The sequence below is a fragment of the Psychrobacter glacincola genome (genome assembly GCF_965118485.1).
Classification (GTDB): Bacteria; Pseudomonadota; Gammaproteobacteria; order Pseudomonadales; family Moraxellaceae; genus Psychrobacter; species Psychrobacter glacincola_D.
Genome location: NZ_CBCPJH010000016.1, coordinates 1 through 23511 on the forward strand (window position 1 = coordinate 1; position 23511 = coordinate 23511).

At 42.5% G+C, this 23511-nt stretch carries 21 protein-coding genes; 14 read left to right on the forward strand and 7 right to left on the reverse strand.

Annotated elements, in window-relative coordinates:
• Positions 1–208: 208 nt before the first annotated feature.
• Positions 209–982 carry a ferredoxin--NADP reductase gene (locus ACMHKH_RS07550; protein ID WP_413520031.1) on the reverse strand — a complete coding sequence of 258 codons (774 nt, stop codon included), beginning with the start codon at positions 980–982 and terminating at the stop codon, positions 209–211.
• A gap of 407 nt (positions 983–1389) precedes the next feature.
• Here ACMHKH_RS07550 and tsaA point away from each other — a divergent pair, with 407 nt between their 5' ends.
• The 8 genes from tsaA to gspK all read left to right on the forward strand — a co-directional run bounded on the left by tsaA (position 1390) and on the right by gspK (position 9226).
• On the forward strand, positions 1390–2229 hold the full coding sequence (gene tsaA, locus ACMHKH_RS07555) for a tRNA (N6-threonylcarbamoyladenosine(37)-N6)-methyltransferase TrmO (RefSeq protein WP_413520032.1): 840 nt from the start codon (positions 1390–1392) through the stop codon (positions 2227–2229).
• Positions 2230–2287: 58 nt separating this feature from the next.
• Positions 2288–4075 (forward strand): GspE/PulE family protein, encoded by a 1788-nt coding sequence (locus ACMHKH_RS07560; protein WP_413520033.1) that lies wholly within the window; start codon positions 2288–2290, stop codon positions 4073–4075.
• Positions 4076–4215: 140 nt separating this feature from the next.
• Positions 4216–5004 carry a TatD family hydrolase gene (locus ACMHKH_RS07565; protein ID WP_413520034.1) on the forward strand — a complete coding sequence of 263 codons (789 nt, stop codon included), beginning with the start codon at positions 4216–4218 and terminating at the stop codon, positions 5002–5004.
• Between the two features lie 232 nt (positions 5005–5236).
• Positions 5237–5920: a TetR/AcrR family transcriptional regulator gene (locus ACMHKH_RS07570; RefSeq protein WP_413520035.1), complete on the forward strand. Its 684-nt coding sequence runs from the start codon at positions 5237–5239 to the stop codon at positions 5918–5920.
• 176 nt (positions 5921–6096) lie between these two features.
• Positions 6097–6780, forward strand: coding sequence for a prepilin-type N-terminal cleavage/methylation domain-containing protein (locus ACMHKH_RS07575; RefSeq protein ID WP_413520036.1), 684 nt, complete (start codon positions 6097–6099; stop codon positions 6778–6780).
• 3 nt (positions 6781–6783) lie between these two features.
• Positions 6784–7263: a type II secretion system minor pseudopilin GspI gene (gspI, locus tag ACMHKH_RS07580; RefSeq protein WP_413520037.1), complete on the forward strand. Its 480-nt coding sequence runs from the start codon at positions 6784–6786 to the stop codon at positions 7261–7263.
• Positions 7260–8126 carry a type II secretion system minor pseudopilin GspJ gene (gene gspJ, locus ACMHKH_RS07585; RefSeq protein ID WP_413520038.1) on the forward strand — a complete coding sequence of 289 codons (867 nt, stop codon included), beginning with the start codon at positions 7260–7262 and terminating at the stop codon, positions 8124–8126. Before gspI ends, gspJ begins: the two co-directional genes overlap by 4 nt.
• An 8-nt stretch (positions 8127–8134) precedes the next feature.
• A complete protein-coding gene (gspK, locus tag ACMHKH_RS07590) occupies positions 8135–9226 on the forward strand; it encodes a type II secretion system minor pseudopilin GspK (protein WP_413520039.1) in 1092 nt (363 codons plus the stop codon).
• A gap of 74 nt (positions 9227–9300) precedes the next feature.
• Here the strand turns inward: gspK and ACMHKH_RS07595 are convergent, their stop codons facing one another.
• The 3 genes from ACMHKH_RS07595 to ychF all read right to left on the reverse strand — a co-directional run bounded on the left by ACMHKH_RS07595 (position 9301) and on the right by ychF (position 12722).
• Positions 9301–9981: a TetR family transcriptional regulator gene (locus tag ACMHKH_RS07595; protein WP_413520040.1), complete on the reverse strand. Its 681-nt coding sequence runs from the start codon at positions 9979–9981 to the stop codon at positions 9301–9303.
• Between the two features lie 103 nt (positions 9982–10084).
• Positions 10085–11494, reverse strand: a complete 1410-nt coding sequence (locus ACMHKH_RS07600) for a deoxyguanosinetriphosphate triphosphohydrolase (protein WP_413520041.1) — start codon at positions 11492–11494, stop codon at positions 10085–10087.
• Positions 11495–11630: 136 nt separating this feature from the next.
• Positions 11631–12722 (reverse strand): redox-regulated ATPase YchF, encoded by a 1092-nt coding sequence (gene ychF / locus ACMHKH_RS07605; RefSeq protein ID WP_413520042.1) that lies wholly within the window; start codon positions 12720–12722, stop codon positions 11631–11633.
• Between the two features lie 341 nt (positions 12723–13063).
• Here ychF and ACMHKH_RS07610 point away from each other — a divergent pair, with 341 nt between their 5' ends.
• The 4 genes from ACMHKH_RS07610 (at position 13064) to ACMHKH_RS07625 (ending at position 17724) form a co-directional block, all read left to right on the forward strand.
• Positions 13064–15223 (forward strand): ATP-dependent helicase, encoded by a 2160-nt coding sequence (locus ACMHKH_RS07610; RefSeq protein ID WP_413520043.1) that lies wholly within the window; start codon positions 13064–13066, stop codon positions 15221–15223.
• A 300-nt stretch (positions 15224–15523) separates the two neighbouring features.
• Positions 15524–16771 (forward strand): NAD(P)/FAD-dependent oxidoreductase, encoded by a 1248-nt coding sequence (locus tag ACMHKH_RS07615; RefSeq protein WP_413520044.1) that lies wholly within the window; start codon positions 15524–15526, stop codon positions 16769–16771.
• A gap of 42 nt (positions 16772–16813) precedes the next feature.
• Positions 16814–17152, forward strand: coding sequence for a RidA family protein (locus ACMHKH_RS07620; protein WP_413520045.1), 339 nt, complete (start codon positions 16814–16816; stop codon positions 17150–17152).
• 149 nt (positions 17153–17301) lie between these two features.
• Complete coding sequence (locus tag ACMHKH_RS07625) at positions 17302–17724, forward strand: tetratricopeptide repeat protein (protein WP_413520046.1); 423 nt, start codon at positions 17302–17304, stop codon at positions 17722–17724.
• A gap of 119 nt (positions 17725–17843) precedes the next feature.
• On the opposite strand, the gene ACMHKH_RS07630 is transcribed toward ACMHKH_RS07625, so the two are convergent.
• The 3 genes from ACMHKH_RS07630 to ACMHKH_RS07640 all read right to left on the reverse strand — a co-directional run bounded on the left by ACMHKH_RS07630 (position 17844) and on the right by ACMHKH_RS07640 (position 21398).
• Positions 17844–18674: an enoyl-CoA hydratase gene (locus ACMHKH_RS07630; RefSeq protein ID WP_413520047.1), complete on the reverse strand. Its 831-nt coding sequence runs from the start codon at positions 18672–18674 to the stop codon at positions 17844–17846.
• A 202-nt stretch (positions 18675–18876) separates the two neighbouring features.
• Positions 18877–20013, reverse strand: a complete 1137-nt coding sequence (locus ACMHKH_RS07635; protein ID WP_413520048.1) for a glycerate kinase — start codon at positions 20011–20013, stop codon at positions 18877–18879.
• A gap of 32 nt (positions 20014–20045) precedes the next feature.
• Complete coding sequence (locus ACMHKH_RS07640; protein ID WP_413520049.1) at positions 20046–21398, reverse strand: GntP family permease; 1353 nt, start codon at positions 21396–21398, stop codon at positions 20046–20048.
• 221 nt (positions 21399–21619) lie between these two features.
• Here ACMHKH_RS07640 and cobT point away from each other — a divergent pair, with 221 nt between their 5' ends.
• Positions 21620–22678 carry a nicotinate-nucleotide--dimethylbenzimidazole phosphoribosyltransferase gene (gene cobT, locus ACMHKH_RS07645; protein ID WP_413520050.1) on the forward strand — a complete coding sequence of 353 codons (1059 nt, stop codon included), beginning with the start codon at positions 21620–21622 and terminating at the stop codon, positions 22676–22678.
• Positions 22678–23511: an adenosylcobinamide-GDP ribazoletransferase gene (gene cobS, locus ACMHKH_RS07650; protein ID WP_413520051.1), complete on the forward strand. Its 834-nt coding sequence runs from the start codon at positions 22678–22680 to the stop codon at positions 23509–23511. The genes cobT and cobS overlap by 1 nt, the downstream gene beginning before the upstream one ends.

Sequence of the window (23511 nt, forward strand, 5' to 3'; positions counted from 1 at the left end):
ACTTGAACCGACACGCTTTTAAAGGCAACGGATTTTGAATCCGTCATGTCTACCAATTCCATCACACCGGCGTGTTAGGTAATAACGTTGATACTGCCAAACATTATTGAATTGGGCTACAGGGTTATCTCTGTATAGGCTGCGTATTATAGCAGCCTATTTTTGAGCGTCAAGAATTATTTATGTTATTTTGAATAAAAATCAGTTTTTAACCAACGAAGGCACGTTCAACGGCATAATCTGCCTGCACACCCATACGCGGTGAAACCGTCAGACCAAAATCATCCAAGATAGCCGAGACTTCAGCATTAAACGGCATACTACCGCATATGAGTACACGATCATCTTCTTTATTCATAGGAGGAAGACCGATATCCTCGAAAAATTTGCCAGATTTCATTAAATCGGTAATACGACCCGTATTTCTAAATTCTTCACGCGTGACAGTCGGATAATAAATGAATTTTTCACGGAAATCTTCACCAAAAATTTCATCATTTGGGAGCTCGTTTTCGAACATATCACGATAAGCCAAGTCGCTAACGCCGCGTACGCCATGTACCAAAATCACCTTTTCAAAACACTCATAGACTTCAGGATCACGTGCTAATGCTAAAAATGGCGCAACACCGGTACCCGTTGACAGCATATAGAGATTTTTACCTGGTAATAGATCGTCTAATACCAAAGTGCCCGTTGGTTTCTTACTCACCAACAGCTCATCGCCGACTTTAATATGCTGCAGACGCGAGGTTAATGGACCGTCTTGCACCTTGATGGAAAAAAACTCTAAATGTTCTTCATAATTAGGACTGGCAATCGAATAAGCGCGCAGCAACGGCCTGCCATCAACGACCAAACCAATCATCGCAAACTCGCCATTACGAAAGCGTAGGCCATCGTCGCGAGTGGTTTTGATGCTAAACAAGGAATCATTCCAGTGATGAACCTCTGTGACTGTTTCGGTGCGGAGTTTTGACATAAATTCCTCGTTAATAAGTGGTTGTCTGTATCGATTAATTAGTCTAAATAAATGCTCATTTGCTATGATAAAGTCAAAATGATGCAAATTTTTAATAGAAGATGAATGCTATCAATGTTATTAGTACTAATTAAGTCATCACGCTGTTATTTTAACATTATTATTCGGCGTTATAAGGGGATGCGGCACGTATAAGCGCAATTTCTAAGCCGTTATTGATGAATGCAAGCCATTCTCAATAAATTTCTCGCTCATCATAACAAACTTTAAAATAAAAATCTGTCAAGCAGCTTTGGGAGGGCATGATAAAATGGAATATCGTTAGTGGATTATTTTCTATGATTTACCGTTTATTCTTGTAGCGCGCTTATTTTAGCTATAAAAACCTGTTTTTTTGGATTTAATTTATGTCTTGTCAGGCGGATTTTCCTTTGAGTAATCATATAGCACCAATTATCGGCTATCATCATGCGCCACTTTCACAGAAATTTGGCGCGCCAAGACAGCCAAATTTGGCTGCATTAACCAGTATTATTGAGATGATTGCGCCTTATGATACGCCAGCTGCGTTTGTTGGTTTGGAAGATTTCAGCCATATTTGGGTCAGCTGGCAGTTTCATCATAATTATCAACATAAAGACAAACAGACTAATAAAGACGATAGTAGCTTTCGTGCACAAGTGCGACCGCCGCGTTTGGGTGGCAATCAAAAAATAGGCGTCTTTGCCAGTCGTAGTATGTACCGCCCGTCAGCGCTAGGATTGTCTGTCGTTAAGCTTGAACAGATTGAGGTTGTAGAAGGGCGGGTGTTACTTATCATTAGCGGTGCTGATATGATAGATGGAACGCCCATTATCGATATCAAGCCTTATGTGGCTTATAGTGATGCGCTACTTGACATAAAAAGTGGCTTTGCGCCCGCTGCGCCGCATTTATTAGAAGTTGTAATCACTGAACTTGCCTATGAGCAATTTGTGCAAATTATAGATAAGCAACATAATTATAATAAAACAGAAAATGCTGCAAATGAAAAACCAACGGTTGAAGGTGTTATTTACGAAACGCAGAAACAGTTGCTTATCTCTGATTTCGATAATATCAAAGCATTGATCGCCCAAGACCCGCGTCCTGCTTATCGACGTAAGGAGATAAATACGCTATTTGTTATGCGTTATAAGTCTATTGATATAAGTTTTCAATTGATATATTCAGGTGAGTTGCAGATAACCGCAGTGGTAGAAATATAAAACATCGCATTGTATATGCTTACTTATAAACTGATTTAAACTATAGAAGAAGAAAATTATGCCTGCTCAACCGTACTCGATAGTGATTGACTTGCGTTGGTGTCTGGATGAGTTATTGGCAGATAAAGTCATCGATCAACGTGGCTATAACTTAGTGATTACTAGCCGACGTACTAAGGCGCAGCATCCGCTATTGACGATTAGCGAGTTTGGCTTATCAAATGGTCATGCACTTGATAATAATAGTGACAATAAATTAACGCTGGCTTGGCTCAATCAATGGCTAGCTGCCAAAGCAGATATGCCACTTATACGTATTGACCCATTAAAGGTCGATGTACCGGCAGTAACGCAGTTGATGTCGTTTGAGTATGCGCGTTCGCAGCATATTTTGCCGATTGAAGTGACGCTTGATGAGGTAGTCATAGGTACCGACCAGCCTTTTTATACTGACTGGCATGCCAATATTGAAAAACTGATTAAATCAAAAAGCTATCGTACGGTCTTTATCAATCCTGAGCAGATGAGTCGCTACCGTCAGGAGTTTTATCAAGTGACGCAAGCGATTGCGGGCGCAAACTCTCTGCATAAGCGTACAGCATCTGATATCACTAACGTCGAAGCGCTATTGCAGCTAGGCGACAACACCAATCCTGATGCCAATGACCAGCATATTGTGAAGGTGGTTGATTGGTTATTGCAGTATGCCTTTGAGCAGCGCGCCAGTGATATTCATCTAGAGCCACGCCGCGAGACAGGCAAGGTGCGTTTTCGTATTGATGGCGTGCTGCATAGCGTCTATGAGATGCCGCTTGCGATTATCGTAGCGGTGACCGCACGTATTAAAATCTTAGGACGGCTTAATGTAGCAGAAAAGCGTAAGCCGCAGGATGGACGACTAAAAACGCGCACGCCAAAAGGTTTAGAGACTGAGCTGCGTCTTTCTACTATGCCGACTGCTTTTGGTGAAAAGCTGGTGATGCGGGTATTTGACCCTGAAGTGCTGGTACGCTCGTTTGCACAACTTGGTCTATCGGGAAAGCAGTTAGAAACGTGGCACGAGCTGACCGCGCATCCTAATGGTATTATTCTGGTCACCGGTCCGACAGGTTCGGGTAAAACGACTACTTTATATAGTACGCTTAAACAGTTAGCGACTGAGCAAATTAATGTCTGTACCATTGAAGACCCCATTGAGATGATTGAGCCCGCCTTCAATCAAATGCAGGTCAATCCTGGGGTTGATTTGCATTTTGCCGACGGTATTCGCTCTTTAATGCGTCAAGATCCAGATATCATTATGATCGGTGAGATTCGTGATGCTGAGACTGCCAATATGGCAGTACAAGCGTCCTTGACAGGGCATTTGGTATTATCAACGCTACATACTAATGATGCGCCAAGCTCGATTACTCGTTTGCATGATTTAGGTATTCAGCCGTTTTTAACCTCAGCGACGATACTGGGCGTCATGGCGCAGCGTCTGTTACGGACATTGTGCCCCCACTGCAAACAAGCGCTCGATGTTACTGCAGATAGTGAAATAGCGATACAATGGCAAGAATTGGTGCAACCATGGCGCGCGCCCGTTCCAGCACAAATATATAAAGCGCAGGGCTGCGAGCACTGTCGTCATACCGGTTATCAAGGTCGCGTTGGTCTATATGAGATTATGCCGTTGTCGAATGAGTTAAAAAAGCTGGTTGCCGCCGATGCGAATTTAGATGTGTTGAAGCAGCAAGCCTACCGCGAAGGCGTACAGCCGCTACGCTTATCTGGTGCAAAGCGTATTAGCGAGGGAGTAACAACTATGGAAGAGGTGATGCGAGTAGTTCCGCTTCATTAAAAACTGCCTTTGCATTAAAAATACGATTATTCAAAATTACTTGAAAAATACTTCTTTTAGAGCAATAAAAATAGATACCCATTTAAACACCTAATTTCAAATCCTTTTTTAATGATAAATTTTTAATAACGAGATCGTTTATGTTTACTGATAGCCACTGCCATCTTAGTCGTCTAGATTTAACCAAGTACGATGCTCAATTATCTGGCGCGATTGCGGCGATGAAAGAAGCTAATGTCACCCGTGCGATGGCAATAATGTGTGATTTTTCTGAATATGATGAGATTGCTAATATCGTCAAGACTTATGGCGACGATACTTTAAATCTTGGTATGAGCGTTGGCATTCATCCTTGTGAAGATATCAGCGTCTTACAAGCGGCAACCGTTGAGCGTTTAATAGCAACGGCAAACGCTGACCATGTATGGGCAATAGGCGAGACGGGATTGGATTATTACTGGTCAACAGAAAATAAAAAAGAGCAGCAAGCCAGCCTTGCGCGCCATATTCATGCCAGTAAAAGCCTGAAAAAACCCCTTGTCATCCATATGCGTGACGCCAAAGAAGATACGATTGATATTTTAAGATCAGAAGGTGCTGAACACGGCATTATTCATTGCTTTACTGAAGATTGGGAAACCGCAAAACGTGCTTTGGATTTAGGGTTTTACATATCATTTTCAGGCATAGTGAGCTTTAAAAGTGCACTAAATATTAAAGATGCAGCAAAAAATATGCCAAGGGACAGAATACTGATCGAAACAGACAGTCCTTATCTAGCCCCTGTTCCTAAACGTGGTCGACCTAATGAGCCTGCGTATGTACCTTATGTCGCTAGTTGTATTGCAGAGATGTATGGCTGTAGTGCGCAGGAGGTCGGAGCTTTGACTGCAAAAAACTTTGAGAATTTACTGGCACAGTACCAGTAAAATGGTTATGCTATGACCACTCAGTCATTTATTGGCTACTTTGACAGTTTACCAGTTACATGATAACAGATTTAGACGTAACTATATGATTGTAAAACCTTAGTTAATAAAAAACGCATAGTACTTTAGTGTGGTCTTCGCGCAGACATTGTATGACTTCATACTCTAGATGGCGATATACCAACGCAAACTGTGGTCATATGCATGATATTGTCAAGTTTTAGGAGAGGTTATGAGTCGTCAGCATCAGTTCAAGGCACGAGAAGAGAATATCTTAGCGATGGCGGAGCAATTGCTTCTTGAGTCAGGCGATGGTGATATCACCTTAGACAGTTTGGCAGACCAGCTTGATTTGGCTAAAGGAACTTTATACAAGCATTTTTCCAGTAAAGATGAGCTCTATTTGCGCATTATTATTCGTTATGAAGAGCAGTTGTTTGAGATTAATCGTATTGATGACTGCCCATCAGCGGGCGTTGCTCGTATGATTTTTCAGCAACTGTTTAACCCACAAAAAGCCATGTTGCTTAATCAAATCGAAGAGCGTTTGGCGGCATCAGTAACGGGTCTTAATCGCTTGTTCGGTGAACTGTATGATATTCGCCGTCAGCGCCTGAAGCGTTTGATTGATATCATTAGTTCTTATTTACAAGAGCAGCACAGTAGCCTAAGTACGCGTGATTATCTATCGTCTATTTGGGCGATGGGTCAAGGCGGTGCAGGATTATTGAACTCAAGCTTTTATCAGCGTTACTTGGGACGCCGTGATACTCTGCGTTATGCCTTTGTGCAGCAAATACTAGAGCTGCCAAGCCATTATCCGGCAGCTGAGCATGAAGTGATGGATGAGGATATGCAGGAATTGGTTGAACAGATTGAGACCGAGTCAGAAGAGCATCGCAACACCAATTATTAAATTTTTACTATATCGTGACAGCTGCGAGTAGTTATTTTATGAAAAGCTGTGTTGTTATATGCTATATAGCAGCACATTAATTTTTATTTGACACAGTCAATCATATCTATCGTTTTATATCTTACCCAATATACTGTCATCCTTAATAGGATGGCACTGTTCTAGATGACCTCTGTATGTCAAAACCCTTATCAGCAATGAAAAATCATCATCCGCAAGCTGGCTTTACGCTGGTTGAGATTGTGGTGGTAGTGGTCATTATATCTATATTTGCTGGCATGATGAGCTTATCGGTGGGTAGCAGTGAGTCACGTAAAAACCGCGCATTCTATGAGCATCTGACGGATTCATTGAACTATGTTCGGCTCCTATCTGCTGAGCGTATGCAGCCGATGGGACTGAGTCTACAAGCCAATAAGCAAGGTCAAGTTACTCCGGTTATTGTCACTCTATCTAATCCGTATATTTCTTATCAAACCGACACTTCTACATCATCTAGGGGCGATAGTACTCCTAAAAACTCAATGGAGCTGTCGGCGGATTTATCCAGTATGTCTAGTGCGATTGAAGATAAATTACAAACGCCAAGCTGGGAGGTTGAGTCAGAAGTTACCTTGCCTGAATTGCCTGCTGGGGTGAGCTTAAGTGTGCAAAGCCTAGATGCTAGTAATATATCCAATGTCGGACAAACCCAAGCGCTACAACCTTGGTTTGCAGATCAAACGGTACCGCAAGTCTTATGGTTTGGTACAGGGCAAGCTGCACCAGTAACCATTGAGGTGCGCCATAATTCGCGTTTGGTCGGTGAAGTCATCACCATTATGCCCGATGGCAGTATGTCGATAGGACAAGGGCAATAACTGATGATTAATAATGAGAAAGCCAAACCTACCTATATAAACCGAAAGCCAACCCTATCAAAGTATGAACACGGATTTACCCTGATTGAAGTGATGGTTGCTCTAGCAATCTTAGCGGTCGTTGCGGTTGCTGCAAGCCGTGCCAGTAGTGCTTATCTGAGCTCAGTCGATATATTACGGACGCGCACGCTTGCACATTTTGTTGCGCAAAACGCTGCAGCTGATTTGCGGATTCAAGAGACTTGGTTGACGGCTAATAAAACCCAAACTATTAATGCCCAAGGTCGTGATTGGCAAGTGACTATGAGTGTTTCTAATGGCATCACACTAGCACTAAAAAAGGTAAATATTGCCGTCGCACCTATTATAGAGGGACAGACACGCACCGCAGTGACGGATATTAATATAATGCTAAGTAACGTTGAGCAAGATATTGGTAGTTTGGACTTAACTGGCTCAAACCCAAATGGAGGTAGTCAGTGAAATCGCAGCATGGATTTACCTTACTTGAGTTGATGGTAGCCATGGCGATATTTGCGATGCTGGCAGTGGCTGGCTGGCAGGTATTTGATAGCGTCACCCGTGCTCGTGAACGGGCACAATTCCATGCAGATAATTTAGCTGTTTTACAGTACGCTTATTTGCAGCTACAACAAGATATCGGACAAATTATTCCTTATCAAGCTTTGAGCGGTCAAAATTCTGTCACTACTAACGATGCCATTACTGATGGTCAAGAAAAAATGCCTTTACCTGAACCTTTTATGAGTTTGGATGGGGAGCGTCTTAGCTTTGTCCGTTTTGCTGACCCTGACCCACGTTATCAAAGCAGTGCTAGCATGCAGCATGTTGAGTACGTTTTTGCCGATGAACGTCTGATTCGCCGTCAATATAGCAGTATAGGCAGAGGCACTGACAATATTAGCTTGGACAGCATATTGCTTGAAGGTGTGACAGCGGCGCGTTGGCAAGCCTATTTACCAGAAATAAGTACAAAGTTTCCCAATAAAGACAGCAGCAGTAATAATGCCAGTTTGAATAGCCAATTTGGGCAAGGGGCAGCTTCAGTCAATGGTCAGCCAGAGATTATGCTTTTACCAAAGGGAGTTGCTGTCACTTTCACTTATCAAGATATACCGATTACTTGGCAATGGGCGCTTGCTCCTCAGCCGATACCCAATAACAGCAAGAGTAATGGGAATACAAACAAGAACGTAGCTAATAATCCCAATGATAACGGTAGTGGTGGCAATAATAGTAACGGCAGCACTGATAGCACAACCGATGGCAAGGTAGAAAGCAATCGCTCAGAGAATAGCATTGAAAATGCGCCGTTTGGTCAATGATAGGGGTTATGATGCCAAGTAAGCCAAGCACACCAATGAAACCTGACTCTCAGCGCGGGGTAGCGCTATTAACTATTTTACTCTTGGTAGTTAGCATTACGGTGGTCGCAGGAGCGATGCTTGCCAGTCAAAAGATTGCAATTAGGCGCAGCGGCTTACTGTTTGATCAAAATCAGCTTTCACAGGATATTAATGCTGGTCAACAATTGGCAGTGACGATGATTCGTGCTGACGCTAAGCTGAATGATACCGATAGTCAGCAAGATATTTGGGCAAAGCCAGTACCGCCTTATATGTTTGGCACGCATGGCATTGGCATCGAATTACGGGATGAAGCCAGTCGCTTTAATATCAATAACTTATATCATAATGGCGCAGTTGATACTGATGCCTTAGACATATTTCAAAGATTGCTAACGCAATTAAATTTGGCGCCAGAAATTGCTGTTGCTGTCCTTGATTACCAAGATGCAGATAGTGAGGTTTATAAAGATGGCGGTGATGAAAGTACAGTTTATGCCCAGCAGTCTACTAACTCAGCGGATAACAGTTTACCTAATCAAGCATTGGTTAATATTGATCAGCTACAAAATATGAAAGGCGTAGATGCTGAAGTATTGGCAGCGTTACGACCTTATATCACTACGGTACCGTATTATTTACCCATTAATATTAATACGGCAAGTCCAGTGTTGCTTGCTGCCTTGCTCGAGGGCGCAAGCAGTCAGCAAATGCAGATGGTCGTGGAATTTCGAGAAAAGCAAGTATTTGAATCTATTGATGGACTTTGGCAACTGCCTATATTTGCAAGCTTAAATCAAGAGCAGAAAAAATCAATAACACCATTATTAGCAGTTGATAGCCAAGCTTTTACTGCGCTGATAACTGCTAGCGATAGTGCCGATGATGGGCAAGAAAGACAACGCTATGCGACCATTATCATTAGTAAAACTGCTGCTGATGCTACGGAAAATAGCAGTGGTAATAATGGTGGCAATAACGGTAATAGCGCTAACAATACTAAAAATGCTGATAATAAAAAGCCCAAAAACGTTAAAGTGGTTTCCCAGCGCCTTTGGGCATTCCGACCTGTTTTTTAGCCGGTATTATTAAAAATCGATAGTGTAGTAAACAGTAAACAGTAAACAGTAAACAGTAAAGGGCTAGTAAAAAGCTAATCACTTAAATGAGTTTCTTCGGTAGATTTCCAGTTATAAGCGCCATAAAACAGCATCTGCGCTTGGCGCGTGCAGTTATGTAGCATCAGCTGTTTTTTCCTTTCAATATCAGCTAAATCAACCTCATCATCATGATCTTCGGTATAAGTCAGCTCGAGCCAATCAATAATCCAAGAAAAGAACATATTGACCCCAGCCTCTGCCAGTAGTCTACGATCGTAAGTATTGATGTGGGTAAAAGCAGGTTGTAGCGCCAAGTCTTCTGCTAAGCTTTGCCCATGTTTTTTGATAAGCTCATTAATGGCTTTACGTACAGAATCTGAGCCACCATAGCGTTCACTGACCAAAAATTGCCAATAGTAAGGCTGCTCACTGACCATATGCAAAAACAACTGAATACTTTTAGCAATTTGACGCTCAAAGCTACGTTTACGTCCAATCTGTAGGCTTTCACTCAAAGTGGCTAGCGTACCACCCAATTCCTCAATAACCAAGGCGCGACCGAGCGATTCCATATCGTCAAAATGGCGATAAAAAGCTGTTGGCACTACACCAACTTCACGCGTCACCTGCCTGAGGCTAATAGAACTAAAGGATTGCCCGGTCATACATAAATCGAGCACCGCATTAAAAAAAGCGTGCCGAGTTTGAAGTTTTTTTTGTTCGCGACTGCTCATAATATTTCAAAATTACCAGATAGATGTCTATCATACTCATTTCATTGCAAAAATACGAATGAAATACGAATGAAGTACGTGGATATGATCTTAAATGTGGCTTTTAAACGATGGTTCCCCAATGTCCTTGCAGCTCTTGAGCAAGTTGATACGCTTCATGGTCATTCATGCCAGTGATAAAATCTAAAATATTAAGCATATTGTGATAGATATCATCGGCTAAGACACGGCGATGCTCATCAAGATGTGGCTGTAGCAATCTTAGTAGGCGCTGCTGCTCAAAGGACATCGATGTGCTGTGCTGATTTGTCCAAGCTAACGGCATAAATGCATCAAGCAGGCGTTGCAGGCATTGATTGGCCATCAACTCCATACGCACTTTACTTGGATGATTAAATATCTTTTCACGAGCCAATTGCTTAGCTTGGGCGATACCGCTCTGAACGCTGGCATCACAATGCGCAAATAGACTGCCTTGTAATGTACCCGCTAGCATCGCATCGCTATTGTTAATAAAAGCGTCAGTGACGGCATTGACTAAGCGCATCATTGCTCTTGCGCGTAATGATGCCAAATGCTGCCTGACCGACATATGTGCTGGCAAGCTAATGCTACTTGGACGCTCGCCAATCAGCTCATAAAAGATAGCAGCTACCTCGTTATAGGTAAGCATATTCAGATTGATACCATCTTCTAAATCTATTAGCGCATAGCAGATATCGTCGGCGGCTTCCAATAAGTAGGCGAGTGGATGACGGGAAAAACCCTCATGCTGCTGCGAGCGCGGTAGACTTAAGCAGGCGGCTAGCTCTTCTAATTGCACGGCTTCACTATAAAAGCAGCCAAATTTCTGAACATTACTAATAGGTTTCCCTTGATAAAGCTCATTGCTATGGGTGGCAAGCCAAGGGTATTTCATAAATGCGCCCAAAGTCGCGCAGGTTAAGCGCATACCGCCCATATCAGGATGATGCTCATTACGGGTAAGTATGCGAAAACCTTGCGCATTACCTTCATAAGCGAGCAAGTCCAATTGTTCATTGCTACTCATGCTTTTCAGCATTGCTTGGCGATCAGGGTGCATAAACCAGTCGCGAATAGCGTACTCTCCAGCATGACCAAATGGTGGATTACCAATATCATGGGCAAGGCAAGCTGCTTGTACAATCACACCAACATCAGCTGGCGATACATTGTTAGGTAAACCACCGTCTAATTTATCATGCAGCTTTTCTGCTGCCATAACGCCTAAAGAGCGTCCAATACACGAGACTTCAAGCGAATGCGTTAAGCGCGTATGAATGCCCAATTGATTGGTCAATGGATGGACTTGCGTTTTTTGATTGAGTTGACGGAAGGAGTGCGAAAACACCAATCGGTCATAGTCTTTATGAAAAGAGGAACGGGCGCTATCTTGCGCCGCGGCTTTTTTATTACTGCCTAAACGCTGGGCACTAAACAGCTTTGCCCAATGGCTACGGCTATTAAGGGGTTTATTAATAGAAGTGGTCATAGTTTATAATCCTTTATTTTTATTATTTAAATATTATTACTCCCAGTATAATAAAAAAAGCCAGCATCGAGGCTGGCTTTTGGTTGTTCTATGCTAAGACTGTGTAAATATACTATCTAATATTAAAGGTTAAGCATTAAACGTTAAAACGGAAATGCATGACATCGCCATCTTGTACGATATAGGTTTTACCTTCTAAACGCGATTTACCGGCAGCCGCAGCGCCTTTTTCACCGTTAAATTCTATAAAGTCGTCATAAGCAATCACTTCGGCACGAATAAAGCCGCGCTCAAAGTCAGTATGAATCACGCCAGCTGCTTGCGGAGCGGTTGCGCCAACAGCGACTGTCCAAGCTCGTACTTCTTTTACGCCTGCCGTAAAGTAAGTCTGCATATCTAGCAAGTCATAACCACCACGAATCACTTGGTCAAGACCGGCTTCTTCCATGTCCATCTCAGCTAAGAAGTCTTTTTTATCGTCTTCATCAAGCTGGGCAATCTCAGATTCGATTTGGTTGCATAGGGCGATAACGATAGAGTCTTCACCAGTAGCGTAATTGCGTACTGCATCTAGATATGGGTTATTTTCAAAGCCATCTTCACTGACGTTAGCGATATACATGGTAGGCTTTAGAGTAATTAAGCCATAACTTCTAATCAGTTTTTTCTCATCAGCATCAAGATTGGCAGCGCGCGCAGCTTGACCGTCGGCTAATAATGGCTCGATTTTCTTAAAGATATCAAGCATAGCTTGCGCATCTTTGTCGCCGCCTTTGGCTTTTTTGCTTAAGTTGTGGATAGCACGTTCAACGGCTTCTAAGTCGGCCAATGCCAATTCAGTATTAATGGTTTCGATATCATCAATCGGGCTAACGCGGCCATCAACGTGTACGACGTTGTCATCATCAAAGCAGCGTACTACGTGTGCAATGGCATCGGTCTCACGAATATTGGCTAAGAACTGGTTACCCATGCCTTCGCCTTTAGAAGCACCGGCGACCAAGCCTGCGATATCGACAAACTCCATCGTGGTTGGCAATACGCGCTCAGGGTTGACGATGTCAGCCAGTGCTTTTAGGCGTGGATCTGGCACAGGAACGATACCGGTATTGGGATCTTTGGTACAAAAGGGGAAGTTTTCAGCGGCGATACCCGCTTTGGTCAAGGCATTAAACAGGGTGGATTTACCCACGTTTGGTAGACCGACGATGCCGCAATTAAAACCCATAACATGCTCTCAATATATTGATAAAATCAGTTGGTATAAAGCTTAAATAAATAGTAAATCAAAATTGGGCGTATTGTAGCAAATTTATCCCAATATGGGTGAGGTTGTTATACTGGGTATTTGGATTTGCATGCCTCATGATCAGTTGCGTTTCGCGCTTTCATTATTATGCTAAGCTATGTTTTATAAATTGAACTTAATGCTGTTCAGCTATCATTGGTAGGTGAGCAATAGCATAAACTTTCATTATAAGCCTCAAAGGCTTTCATCAGATTAAATGCCTCTTTATCTCATATAGTGATAGAGGGTACTGCAAATAATATCAAAGGCAATCGCTCATAATGACCACCACAACTTTTGCGACACACCATTATAATTATCCACAAAACTTCATCGAAATGAAGCCTAAGCTTACGCGGCTTGAGCAGGCGATTAAAAAACTTGAAACCAATCTGATCACTGCGGATACTGAGGTATTAGAGCAAAGGCTTGCCAGTCATTTAGGGTTGCAAGTGGATTATGCCAGTGAACTCAATCCCAATCAGTTATTGGCTGCCACCACCATTGAAGGCAAGGTGTTAGTGATTGCCGGGGCGGGTTCTGGCAAAACCAAAACTTTAACGTATAGAACCAGCTACTTGATAGAAAATGGCGTGTCGCCAAAAGAGATTTTACTGTTAACCTTTACCCGTAAGGCGGCCAATGAAATCAAAAACCGCGCTAAGACATTGCTAGCAAGTTCTTTTTCTGGAGATAATCTAAGCAGTAACGAAGCGCTAAACGATATTACTAGCGGCACCTTCCATTCATTTTGTAATATGCTATTGCGCCAATATTCAGGGCTGCTCGGTATCAATCCGCGCTTTACTATTTTAGATACTGGCGATAGTGAAGATGCCATCGACTTAATTAATAAAGAAAAAAAGTATCCAACCAAAATAACCAATCAAGCGTTTCCGCGCAAAAAAACCTTGCAAAACATCTTTTCAACTTCTAGAAATCGGCGCATTCATATCCGCGAGTTAATCGAAAACAGCTATCCTGATATCGCTGTACACATTCCAGTTATTGAGCAATTGGCGGTCGATTTTCATGAATATAAACGCGCCAATCATTTATACGATTTTGACGACATCATCAGCCAAGTAGTACGGCACCTAAAGCGCAATGACACCTTTCGTCAGCTGCTACAAAACCAATATCGTTACATCATGGTTGATGAATATCAAGACACTAATATTCCTCAAAAAGAATTGATTGACCTTATATGTGCGCCCGCGTCGGTATCGCTGATGGTCGTTGGTGATGACAACCAAAGTATTTATGCCTTTCGCGGTGCCAATTATGAAAATATCTTATTATTTGGTGAAAGCTATCCCGAAGCAAAGCTGATTAAACTTGAGCAAAATTATCGTAGTACGCCAGCTGTTTTAGACTATATCAATGCCTTGTCTGCACAAATCACCTTGGGCTATCAAAAGCAGTTGTACTCTGGTATCGCTATCGACGGATTAAAGCCTATATTTCGCCGTTTGAGTGACGAGGCGAAAGAAGCGAAATATATCGCTGATAAAATTATCGAATTAAAACCCGACTACGGTTATCAAGACTTTGCGGTATTGTGCCGAACATCCTTTCAGTCAAACTATGTCCAACTAGAGTTTATGGAACGTAACATTCCGTTTATCGTTGTAGGCGGTATCCGTTTTATTGAGCGGCGCCATATCAAAGATGTCTTAGCATTTGTTAAAATACTCTATAACCCCAATGACACCATTGCATGGCATCGTATTTTGACTTTGTTTAAAGGGGTAGGGTCAGTGACAGCAACACGCTTGACTCAAGCAATCAATGCCGACAATAACTCATTTGAATCATTGTTAGCGAAAAATTTTGCCAAAAAAAGCCCACAACTTGAGCCACTTTACCAAATGCTGAGTAAAGCCAGTCAAGCAGAATCCGTAGAGAAAATTATCGAGCTGATTCTTGAGTTTTATATGCCAGTTTTAAAAATTAACGAAGATAATTGGCGTGAGCGTAGCGAAGATTTTCGTGTGCTCAAAAATCTAGCGACAGAGCATGATAGCCTTGATAAATTTCTAGAAAATCTTGCTCTTGATCCGCCTAATGATTCAGTGGCGACCGCAGGCGATCTTGAGCAAGGAGATGCGGATAATGACAAAGTCACTATCTCGACTATTCATAGTGCCAAAGGGCTTGAATGGCCAGTGGTATTTGTGAATTCGTTGGTCGATGGTATGACGCCGCATTACCGTTCATTAAGTGATTTTGAAGAGCTTGAAGAAGAGCGTAAGCTATTCTATGTCGCTTGTAGTCGTGCAAAAAGCAGGCTATTTTTAACGGCACCAGATTATTTTTCGAGCTATTCAGGGTATTTCGATAAAGTATCACGGTTTATAGCGGAGTTGCCCGCTGATAAGGTAACGATTGAGACTAGCAAAAAGGCTATAGATGAGAGTGATGATCCAGTTTGGTGGTAATGGAGTGAATCCAATGTCAAGGTAGATACGATATTAAAATCTATTAAGCTGATATTTTAACTTTTTCTAGAATTTAATGTTTTAAAGAACTGCTTTTTTGAATAAATATTTTCATTATTCCTTTTGCTATTCCTTCCAAAAATAGCTTCTGAAAAAATACATAACCAAAAGTATTTAATAGCAAAAATATTTATCAGATAAGGGTTTAATATTTGCCTCAATGCGTTACTATGACTACCTTATCTGTTATATCTATTTTATTACACACTCTGTATTAAGACCTTAAAAAAAGGACAGGTTATGCGCTATGAAGTTATCGTTATCGGTGCAGGTATGGTTGGCACATCGGTTGCTTGGCATCTACAAAAAAATAATACTGAAGTTTTGCTTTTAGATAAAAAACTGCCAGGTTCAGAAACTTCGTATGGCAATGCTGGATTGATTCAACGCGAAGCGATACATACGCATCCGTTTCCGCGCCATCTGACTGAGATGATACGGGTATTGCCGAACCAAGGGACGGACATTCGCTATCGTATACCGGCGATTCTTCGTTATCATCAGGCGCTATTACAATACTGGAAGTACTCTACTCCGGCTTCAGTGAAAAAAATCGAAGCCGAATGGCAGACCCTGATTGCGCATTGCACCAGTGAACACCAAACCATGATTAGCGCCGCGGACGCTGAATATCTGATCAGCCGGAAAGGTTGGTTGCAGTTGCATCGTTCTGAAGAGACTTTGAAAGTAGCTGTTGCTGCCGCAATCAAAGATCGCAATCAGGGCGTTGAGCATAATGTATTGACAGTAGAAGAATTAAAAGTCATGGAGCCTAGCGCAAATTTTGATGGCTTTGTCGGTGCGATTCATTGGTTAAACTCTTGGCAAGTTTCAAACCCAAGCTTATTGGTTAAAGCCTATGCAAAAAACTTCCAAGAAATGGGCGGCACCATTAAAGAAACCAGCGTCAAAGAAATCGTACAAGAAGCAGACGGTTGGAAAGTCATCACTGATAGCGAGACGTTTTATAGTGATAAATTAGTCATCGCAGCAGGACCTTGGTCTAATGATTTGATTAAGCCGCTTGGTTATGATTTGCCATTATTCCCAATGCGTGGCTATCATCAGCATTTTAAAGTGACGGATAAAAATACCATCAATCACAGTATGTTTGATATGGACAAAGGCTTTGTCATGGGTCCGATGCAACAAGGTATCCGTATTACTACCGGTGCTGAGATGACTACCATGGATGCGCCAAAGAATTTTGGACAATTAAATACGGTGCTCAAACTGGCACGTAAAATATTACCATTGGAAGATGCAGTCGAGAGCGAAGCATGGGCAGGTTCACGTCCTTGTATGCCAGATATGAAACCGGTTATTGGTCCTGCTGATAAACATGATAAGCTATGGTTTGCCTTTGGTCACAGTCATCAAGGTTTCACTTTAGGACCGATGACTGGTCGTCTGGTTGAAGAGATGATTCATGAAAAGCCACTATTGGTCGATATTGCACCCTTTAGCGCCGATCGCTTTTCTAAATAATGTACCCAGCCTATAAATATAATGCTATAAGGATAAAAAATAATGAAAAAGCTGCATAGTAGTGAGCGCATGAGTAAGATTGTCATTCATAACAATACGATTTATTTGTCAGGTCAAGTTGGTAACGCTGAAGATGATATCAAAGCCCAAACGCTAACTTGCCTAGAAAAAATCGAAGGCTTGCTACAAGAAGTTGGTAGTGACAAATCAAAGCTACTCATGGCGACTGTTTGGGTAAAAAGCATGTCAGATTTTGCAGCGATGAATGAAGTATGGGACAAGTGGTTTGAGGGTGTACAACCACCCGCCCGTGCATGCGGTGAATCTGCACTGGCACGTCCTGAGCTGTTGGTTGAGATTACCGCTATCGCTGCTGAATAAATATCGGCATCGAAAATTGAGTAATGATAAAAGGGTGTGATATGACTATCACGCCCTTTTTGATGAGCAACACATGCAAATAGTCTATAATCAACTTCGTTGACAGTATTGACAGTTATTTGATGAGCAGCAAAAAAGGGTTATAAAGAATGATTAATAATAAAATCTATCACTCAATTTATGTATTGGCAGAAAAGCTATTAGAAGCTGATAGTGCCAATGATAAAAAGACGTTTGATATGCTGTATATACAGCTAAAAGAGTTGTGCATTGAAAATGAGAAAGGCAATAAAGATCATCCAGAGCAGTGGGAGACATTGGCTGATTTTACAGAAGATTTGGATGAAGCACTGCTTATCTACCAAAAAGCCCTGAATAAAGCCGCAGCGCTTGATTCAAAAGAGCATTTATCATCGATAGCCTTCTCTATGGCTGAGCTACAGAGCGAGCTTGGACAGACAGAGGCGGCGATTAAGAGCTTACAAAATGCTAAAATAACGGCCAGTAAGCTCGATGATAAAGCGTTTAGAGTTGAGATAAGTAAAATGCTTGCGGAATTACTAGCAGAATAATCCTAGCTGTCGCTATTTGTTATGTATACAGCGCCCTTGTCATTTAGAAAGGTGACGCTGCCAACGTTAACACCAAAATCAAAACAGATATTCTGCATTATAAAATAATGATATCACTCTTATTGTCCTGTCCATACCGCAGGACGCTTTTCGATAAAGGCGTTGATGCCTTCGCTCACGTCATCCGCCATCATATTGCAGGTCATCACCTCACCGGCATATTCATAAGCTTCTGCCAACTCCATATCCAATTGCTTATAAAACATATTTTTTCCTGTTCTAACAGCGACTGAAGATTTAGCAGTAATAGCGTCTATCAAAGATTGCAGCGTCTGGTCTAATTGTTCAGCGCTTGCTACACGATTGATGAGTCCTTGCTGCAGTGCAGTATGCGCATCAATAAATTCACCAGTAATCAACATCTCAAATGCTTGCTTGCGAGATAGATTGCGGCTGACTGCCACAGCAGGCGTAGAACAAAACAGTCCGACATTTATTCCAGAGGTTGCAAATTTTGCATTATCAGAGGCAACCGCCAAGTCACACGCGGCGACCAGCTGACAGCCAGCAGCGGTAGCGATGCCTTCTACTTTAGCTATCACCACTTGCGGCATACGATTGATGGTCAGCATCATCTGACTACACTGCTCAAATAAGGCGCGCTGAAAAGCCTCATCTGGATTGGCACGCATCTCTTTGAGGTTATGTCCGGCACAAAACGCCTTGCCATTTGCGGCAATCACCACCACTTGAATATTGCGGTCTTGAGCAATATTGTCCAGCTCTGCTTGCATGGTGGTTAGCAGCTCAACCGATAAAGCATTAAATTGTTTGGGGCTATTGAGTGTCAACGTTACAATGCTGTCTGAGTTTTCTCTGATAACTAATAGCTTGTTAGAGCTTGTATCTATCGAGGAGGGCACTGATTGATTGGAATTAAACTGGGTCATTTATCATCCTTGATAATATGTGGCTAAGTTTAGAGTAAAGTATAAAGCCTATTTAAATTATGACTCAAATAGTAGCATGCTTAATCAGTTAAGCAAGAGGTCGTTGATACTGTATAAAAATAGCGCTCTTATATGCTAAGAGCGCTATTGCCGTAAGGAATTATTTTTTATAAAATGGTGTGCTTACTACAAGTGATTATGTTTATTTTATACTTTGACCCAATTTTATCGCCGCAGCAATATTGGCAGCGGTAGTTTCAATATTGCGGTAAGCATTTTTAAAAACGTTATCGATGGACTCTAGCTTTTGGATACTGGGCATAATGACATTGAACTGACTTGTTTGAGCCGTTTCTAGATTATCTACACTACCGCAAATAGCAATCACTGGCGTGTTGCTGGTTTTAGCAATTTGGCTGATGCCGCCAGCTACCTTACCCATGGCAGTTTGGGCGTCAAGTTTGCCTTCGCCAGTGATGACCAAGTCTGCATCAGCGATATGCTGTGATAAGTTGGCAACTTCTGCAACGGTGTTAAAACCTGACTTCAACTCAGCTTTGCAAAAGCTCATTAATGCATAGCCAAGCCCACCTGCAGCGCCCGCGCCCGCTATCTCTTGATAATTTTGATAGCCTTGCTGCTCGCATATAGCGGCAAAATGACTTAACGCTTGGTCCAAATCATTGACTTGCTGCGGATTGGCACCTTTTTGAGGACCAAATATTGCACTCGCACCCAAAGTGCCACATAGAGGGTTAGTGACATCACAAGCCACCTCAAATACAGTCTCTAACACGCTGGCATGGAAGCTTGTCGCATCTAATCGTTGTAAGTTGGCAAGCGCACCGCCGCCTTGGACTAACGTATTATCATCACTATCATAAAACGTCATGCCAAGTGCCGTTAGCATACCAAGTCCTGCATCATTGGTAGCACTACCACCGAGACCAATGATAATACGCTTGACCCCTTCATCCAAAGCATCCACAATCAGCTCGCCAACGCCATAGCTGCTCGCGATGACGGGATTGCGCTCTGCCACAGTCAATAAATGTAAACCACAGGCTTGAGCAATTTCAATTACTGCCGTCGCATCAGGCAGTAATAAATACTTTGCGCTAATGGGTCGCATCAACGGGTCATGGACACGCACTTCTTTCCAGCGTCCACCTAACACATAAGACAATACTGCAGAGGTGCCTTCGCCACCGTCTGCCATGGGTAGCAGCTTATAGTCAGCGTCAGGGAATACTTGACTGAATCCAGCTTGGATAGCATGGCAGACTTCTAAAGCTTCTAAGCTTTCCTTAAACGAGTCGGGGGCGATTAAAATTTTCATTAGTCTCTCTGTCTATTGATAGATCAAAATATTTAAATAAATACTAAAGTTAATAACCAAATAAAGAGAATACTAGTAACCCCTTGAATACCAGTGGCGACTGAATGCGCTTTATAGGCTTGTGACACACTCATACGACTAAACTGACTGACAATCCAAAAGAAGCTGTCGTTAGCATGTGAGATAGTCATCGCACCGGCACCGATAGCCATCACACAAAAAACCCGACCAAGCTCACTATCAAGTCCAATCTGATCCAATAACGGTGCGACCATGGCAGATGTGGTCACCAAGGCAACCGTAGTTGAACCTTGAGCTGTTTTTAGGGCGGCTGAAACGATAAATGGCATAAATATACCAAGACCTAATGCTGATAAAGTCGTTCCTAGATAGTCGCCTATTGGGGTAACTTTAAGCATGGCACCAAATGCACCGCCAGCACCAGTGATTAAAAGAATAGGTGCTGCGACGACCAAGCCTTGAGCAATGCTATCACTAATTTGCTGAGTTTTATTACTACCATTGATTAATAAGAACGATAAAAACAGACCAATAAGTAAGGCGGTCAGTGGATTACCGATAAATACTAAGATATCAATAATGAATCCCGTGCCTAAAGGTGCAGTAGGGACGTTGGCAACAGAGGATAAGCATATTAAAAGGATGGGAACGATAATAGGTAAGAAAGCCATAATGGCTGACGGCATACTATTATAGTCTTCACGAGATTTCATGTTTGCAGGGACAATGGGTATATTGTCAGCGTCTATATTGTCTGGTTCAACATCAAGAAAACGGTTAGACCACAACCAGCCTGCCAAGACAGCAACAACGGTCACAACTACACCAACCATGATGACCAAACCCAAATTTGACTCAAGTCCTAAGTTGCCAGCCGCAGCGATAGGTCCGGGGGTAGGTGGTACAAAGGTATGAGTTGCATACAATCCAGTCGCTAAAGCAATACTCATTGCCACGCTAGATACTTTTAAGCGTTCAGCCAAAGACTCTTTTAAAGAGTTTAGGATGATGTAGCCTGAATCACAAAACACTGGAATGGAAACCACCGCGCCGACGATAGACATCGTCAATGTGGGAAAGCGTGGCCCTAAAAAATTGATGACTGTTTCAGCCATCACAATTGCCGCACCTGTCTTTTCCAGTATCAGTCCAATAATAGTACCAAATACAATCACCAAACCGATATAACCTAAGATACCACCGAAGCCATCAGAAATGGTTTTTGCGACTGTATCAAGGGGCACTTGATAAAATAATGCCACCAAAAAAGCAGACAGTATCAAGACTAAAAAGGGATGCCACTTCAGTTTTGCCGTCGCAAAAATAATAAAAAGAATGGTCAGTACAAGCCAAAATACAATCATTACCGTCTCTATATGTATTATTGATATCTTAATTACTTACGCCGCTATCACTTAACTTGGCATAAATAATGATATGGATTTTTAAAGGGGCGTATTCTATAGTAAATTCACGTTACTAGGGAATCTATTCGGCTCATATTTGATTTTATACATGGTAAAGCCTAGATACTCTGCTAGTATGTGATTTTTGTTTAACATGTGCCACATTTAGGATACCTCCCTTGACTATATTTACTGTTCCAGTAATTCCTAATATCGAAAATAATGAGCTACGCCAGCAGCTACAGCAGATTATAGATCTAAAGACCAAGCCGCTTGGTGCGCTTGGTCGTTTAGAAGAGCTTGCCCTACAATTGGGCATGATTCAAGGGTCAATAACGCCAAAAATTGAGCAGCCAAAAATTCGAGTATTTGCAGCAGACCATGGTTTAACCAAGCATGGCACTTCTGCGTTTCCTAGTGCGGTCACAGCGCAAATGGTTTATAACTTTCTGCAGGGCGGCGCTGCTATCAACGTCTTAGCACGCCAGCATAATATTGAACTTAAAGTAGTCGATGCTGGGGTAGATACTGACTTTGACGACTCTCCTTTTAAAGACCATCCGCAACTACTCGATTATAAAGTCCGTCTTGCTAGTCGCGACGCCTTAACAGAACCTGCGATGACCGAGACAGAATGCTTAGCTGCATTAGAGAACGGCATGAGTGTGGTTAAAAACATGGCAGGCAATCTATTGATTGTTGGTGAAATGGGCATCGGTAATACTTCAGCAGCGAGTCTTTTATTGGCAAGACTGGGTGATGTGCCTATCAGAGATTGTATCGGTCGCGGCACAGGACTCGATGATGCAGGATTGGCGCATAAACAACATATCTTAACCCAAGTATTAGAGCGCCATAGTCAAGCACAAGCGCCATTGAACGTACTTGCGGCACTAGGTGGACTTGAGATTGCTATGATGGCAGGCGCGCTGCTTCAGGCTGCCAGTGAGCGCCGTATTTTATTAATCGATGGTTTTATCGCTAGTAGCGCATTATTGGTCGCCGAGCGCTTAGCGCCGGGTGTTGCTCAATATGCTATCTTTGCTCATCACTCTGTTGAGCCGGGGCATGCGCATTTACTCAAGCTGCTCAATGCTGAGCCACTACTGAATATGGGCATGCGCTTAGGCGAAGGTAGTGGCGCAGCATTAGCATATCCAATTTTGCAATCGGCCTGTGCCATTATCAATGAGATGGCAAGTTTTAGTGATGCTGGTATCAGTGAGCAAAGCAAGTGATGTTAAGCTCATCTCCAAAGCTATCTCTATTGCAGCGTCTCCGTTATGAAGCTCGATTGGTATTGGTAGCTATTCAGTTTTTAACCCGCCTACCTATACCGTCTTTTAGTCATTATGAGCCGCAATGGCTACATCAAAGCAGCCGCTATTTTCCAGCAGTAGGCTTATTGATTGGTGTCCTTTGTGCTGGCGTATTTTGGCTGGGCAGTATTTTATTTACGCCATTGGTCGCAGCAGTGATAAGTACAGCGTTTGGGATTAAGCTTACTGGCGCTTTTCATGAAGATGGACTTGCTGATAGCTGCGATGGGCTAGGCGGTGGTTTAACCCGTGAGCGTACCTTGGAGATTATGAAAGACTCGCGTTTAGGCACTTATGGCGTATTGGGTTTGGTGTCAGCGTTATTGCTTAAAATAAGCTTGCTTGCAGCTATGCCACTATCCGTTGCTATCGTCGCGCTTATTATTGGACATACGGCTTCACGTTTACTTTGTATTAGCTTGCTTACTTTACTGCCTTATGGCGGTGAGATAGAGCATGCTAAAGCCAAGCCAATGGCGCAGCAGCTGACACCATTACAAGCGCTATATAGTAGTGGCTGGCTCATATTAGCGATTGTTTTGGTCACAATTATATTTCCCAATACGATGCAGCAGATTGGTCTTGGTAAATGGCTGCTAGCATTGGTGTTGGCTTTGATAGCCACTGATTATATGCGCCGTTTATTACGTAGGCGTCTAGATGGCTATACGGGTGATGGATTGGGTGCAACGCAACAGCTTAGCGAGATGGCCATTTATGTAGGGCTTGCTGCTACCGTTCCATTTATATAA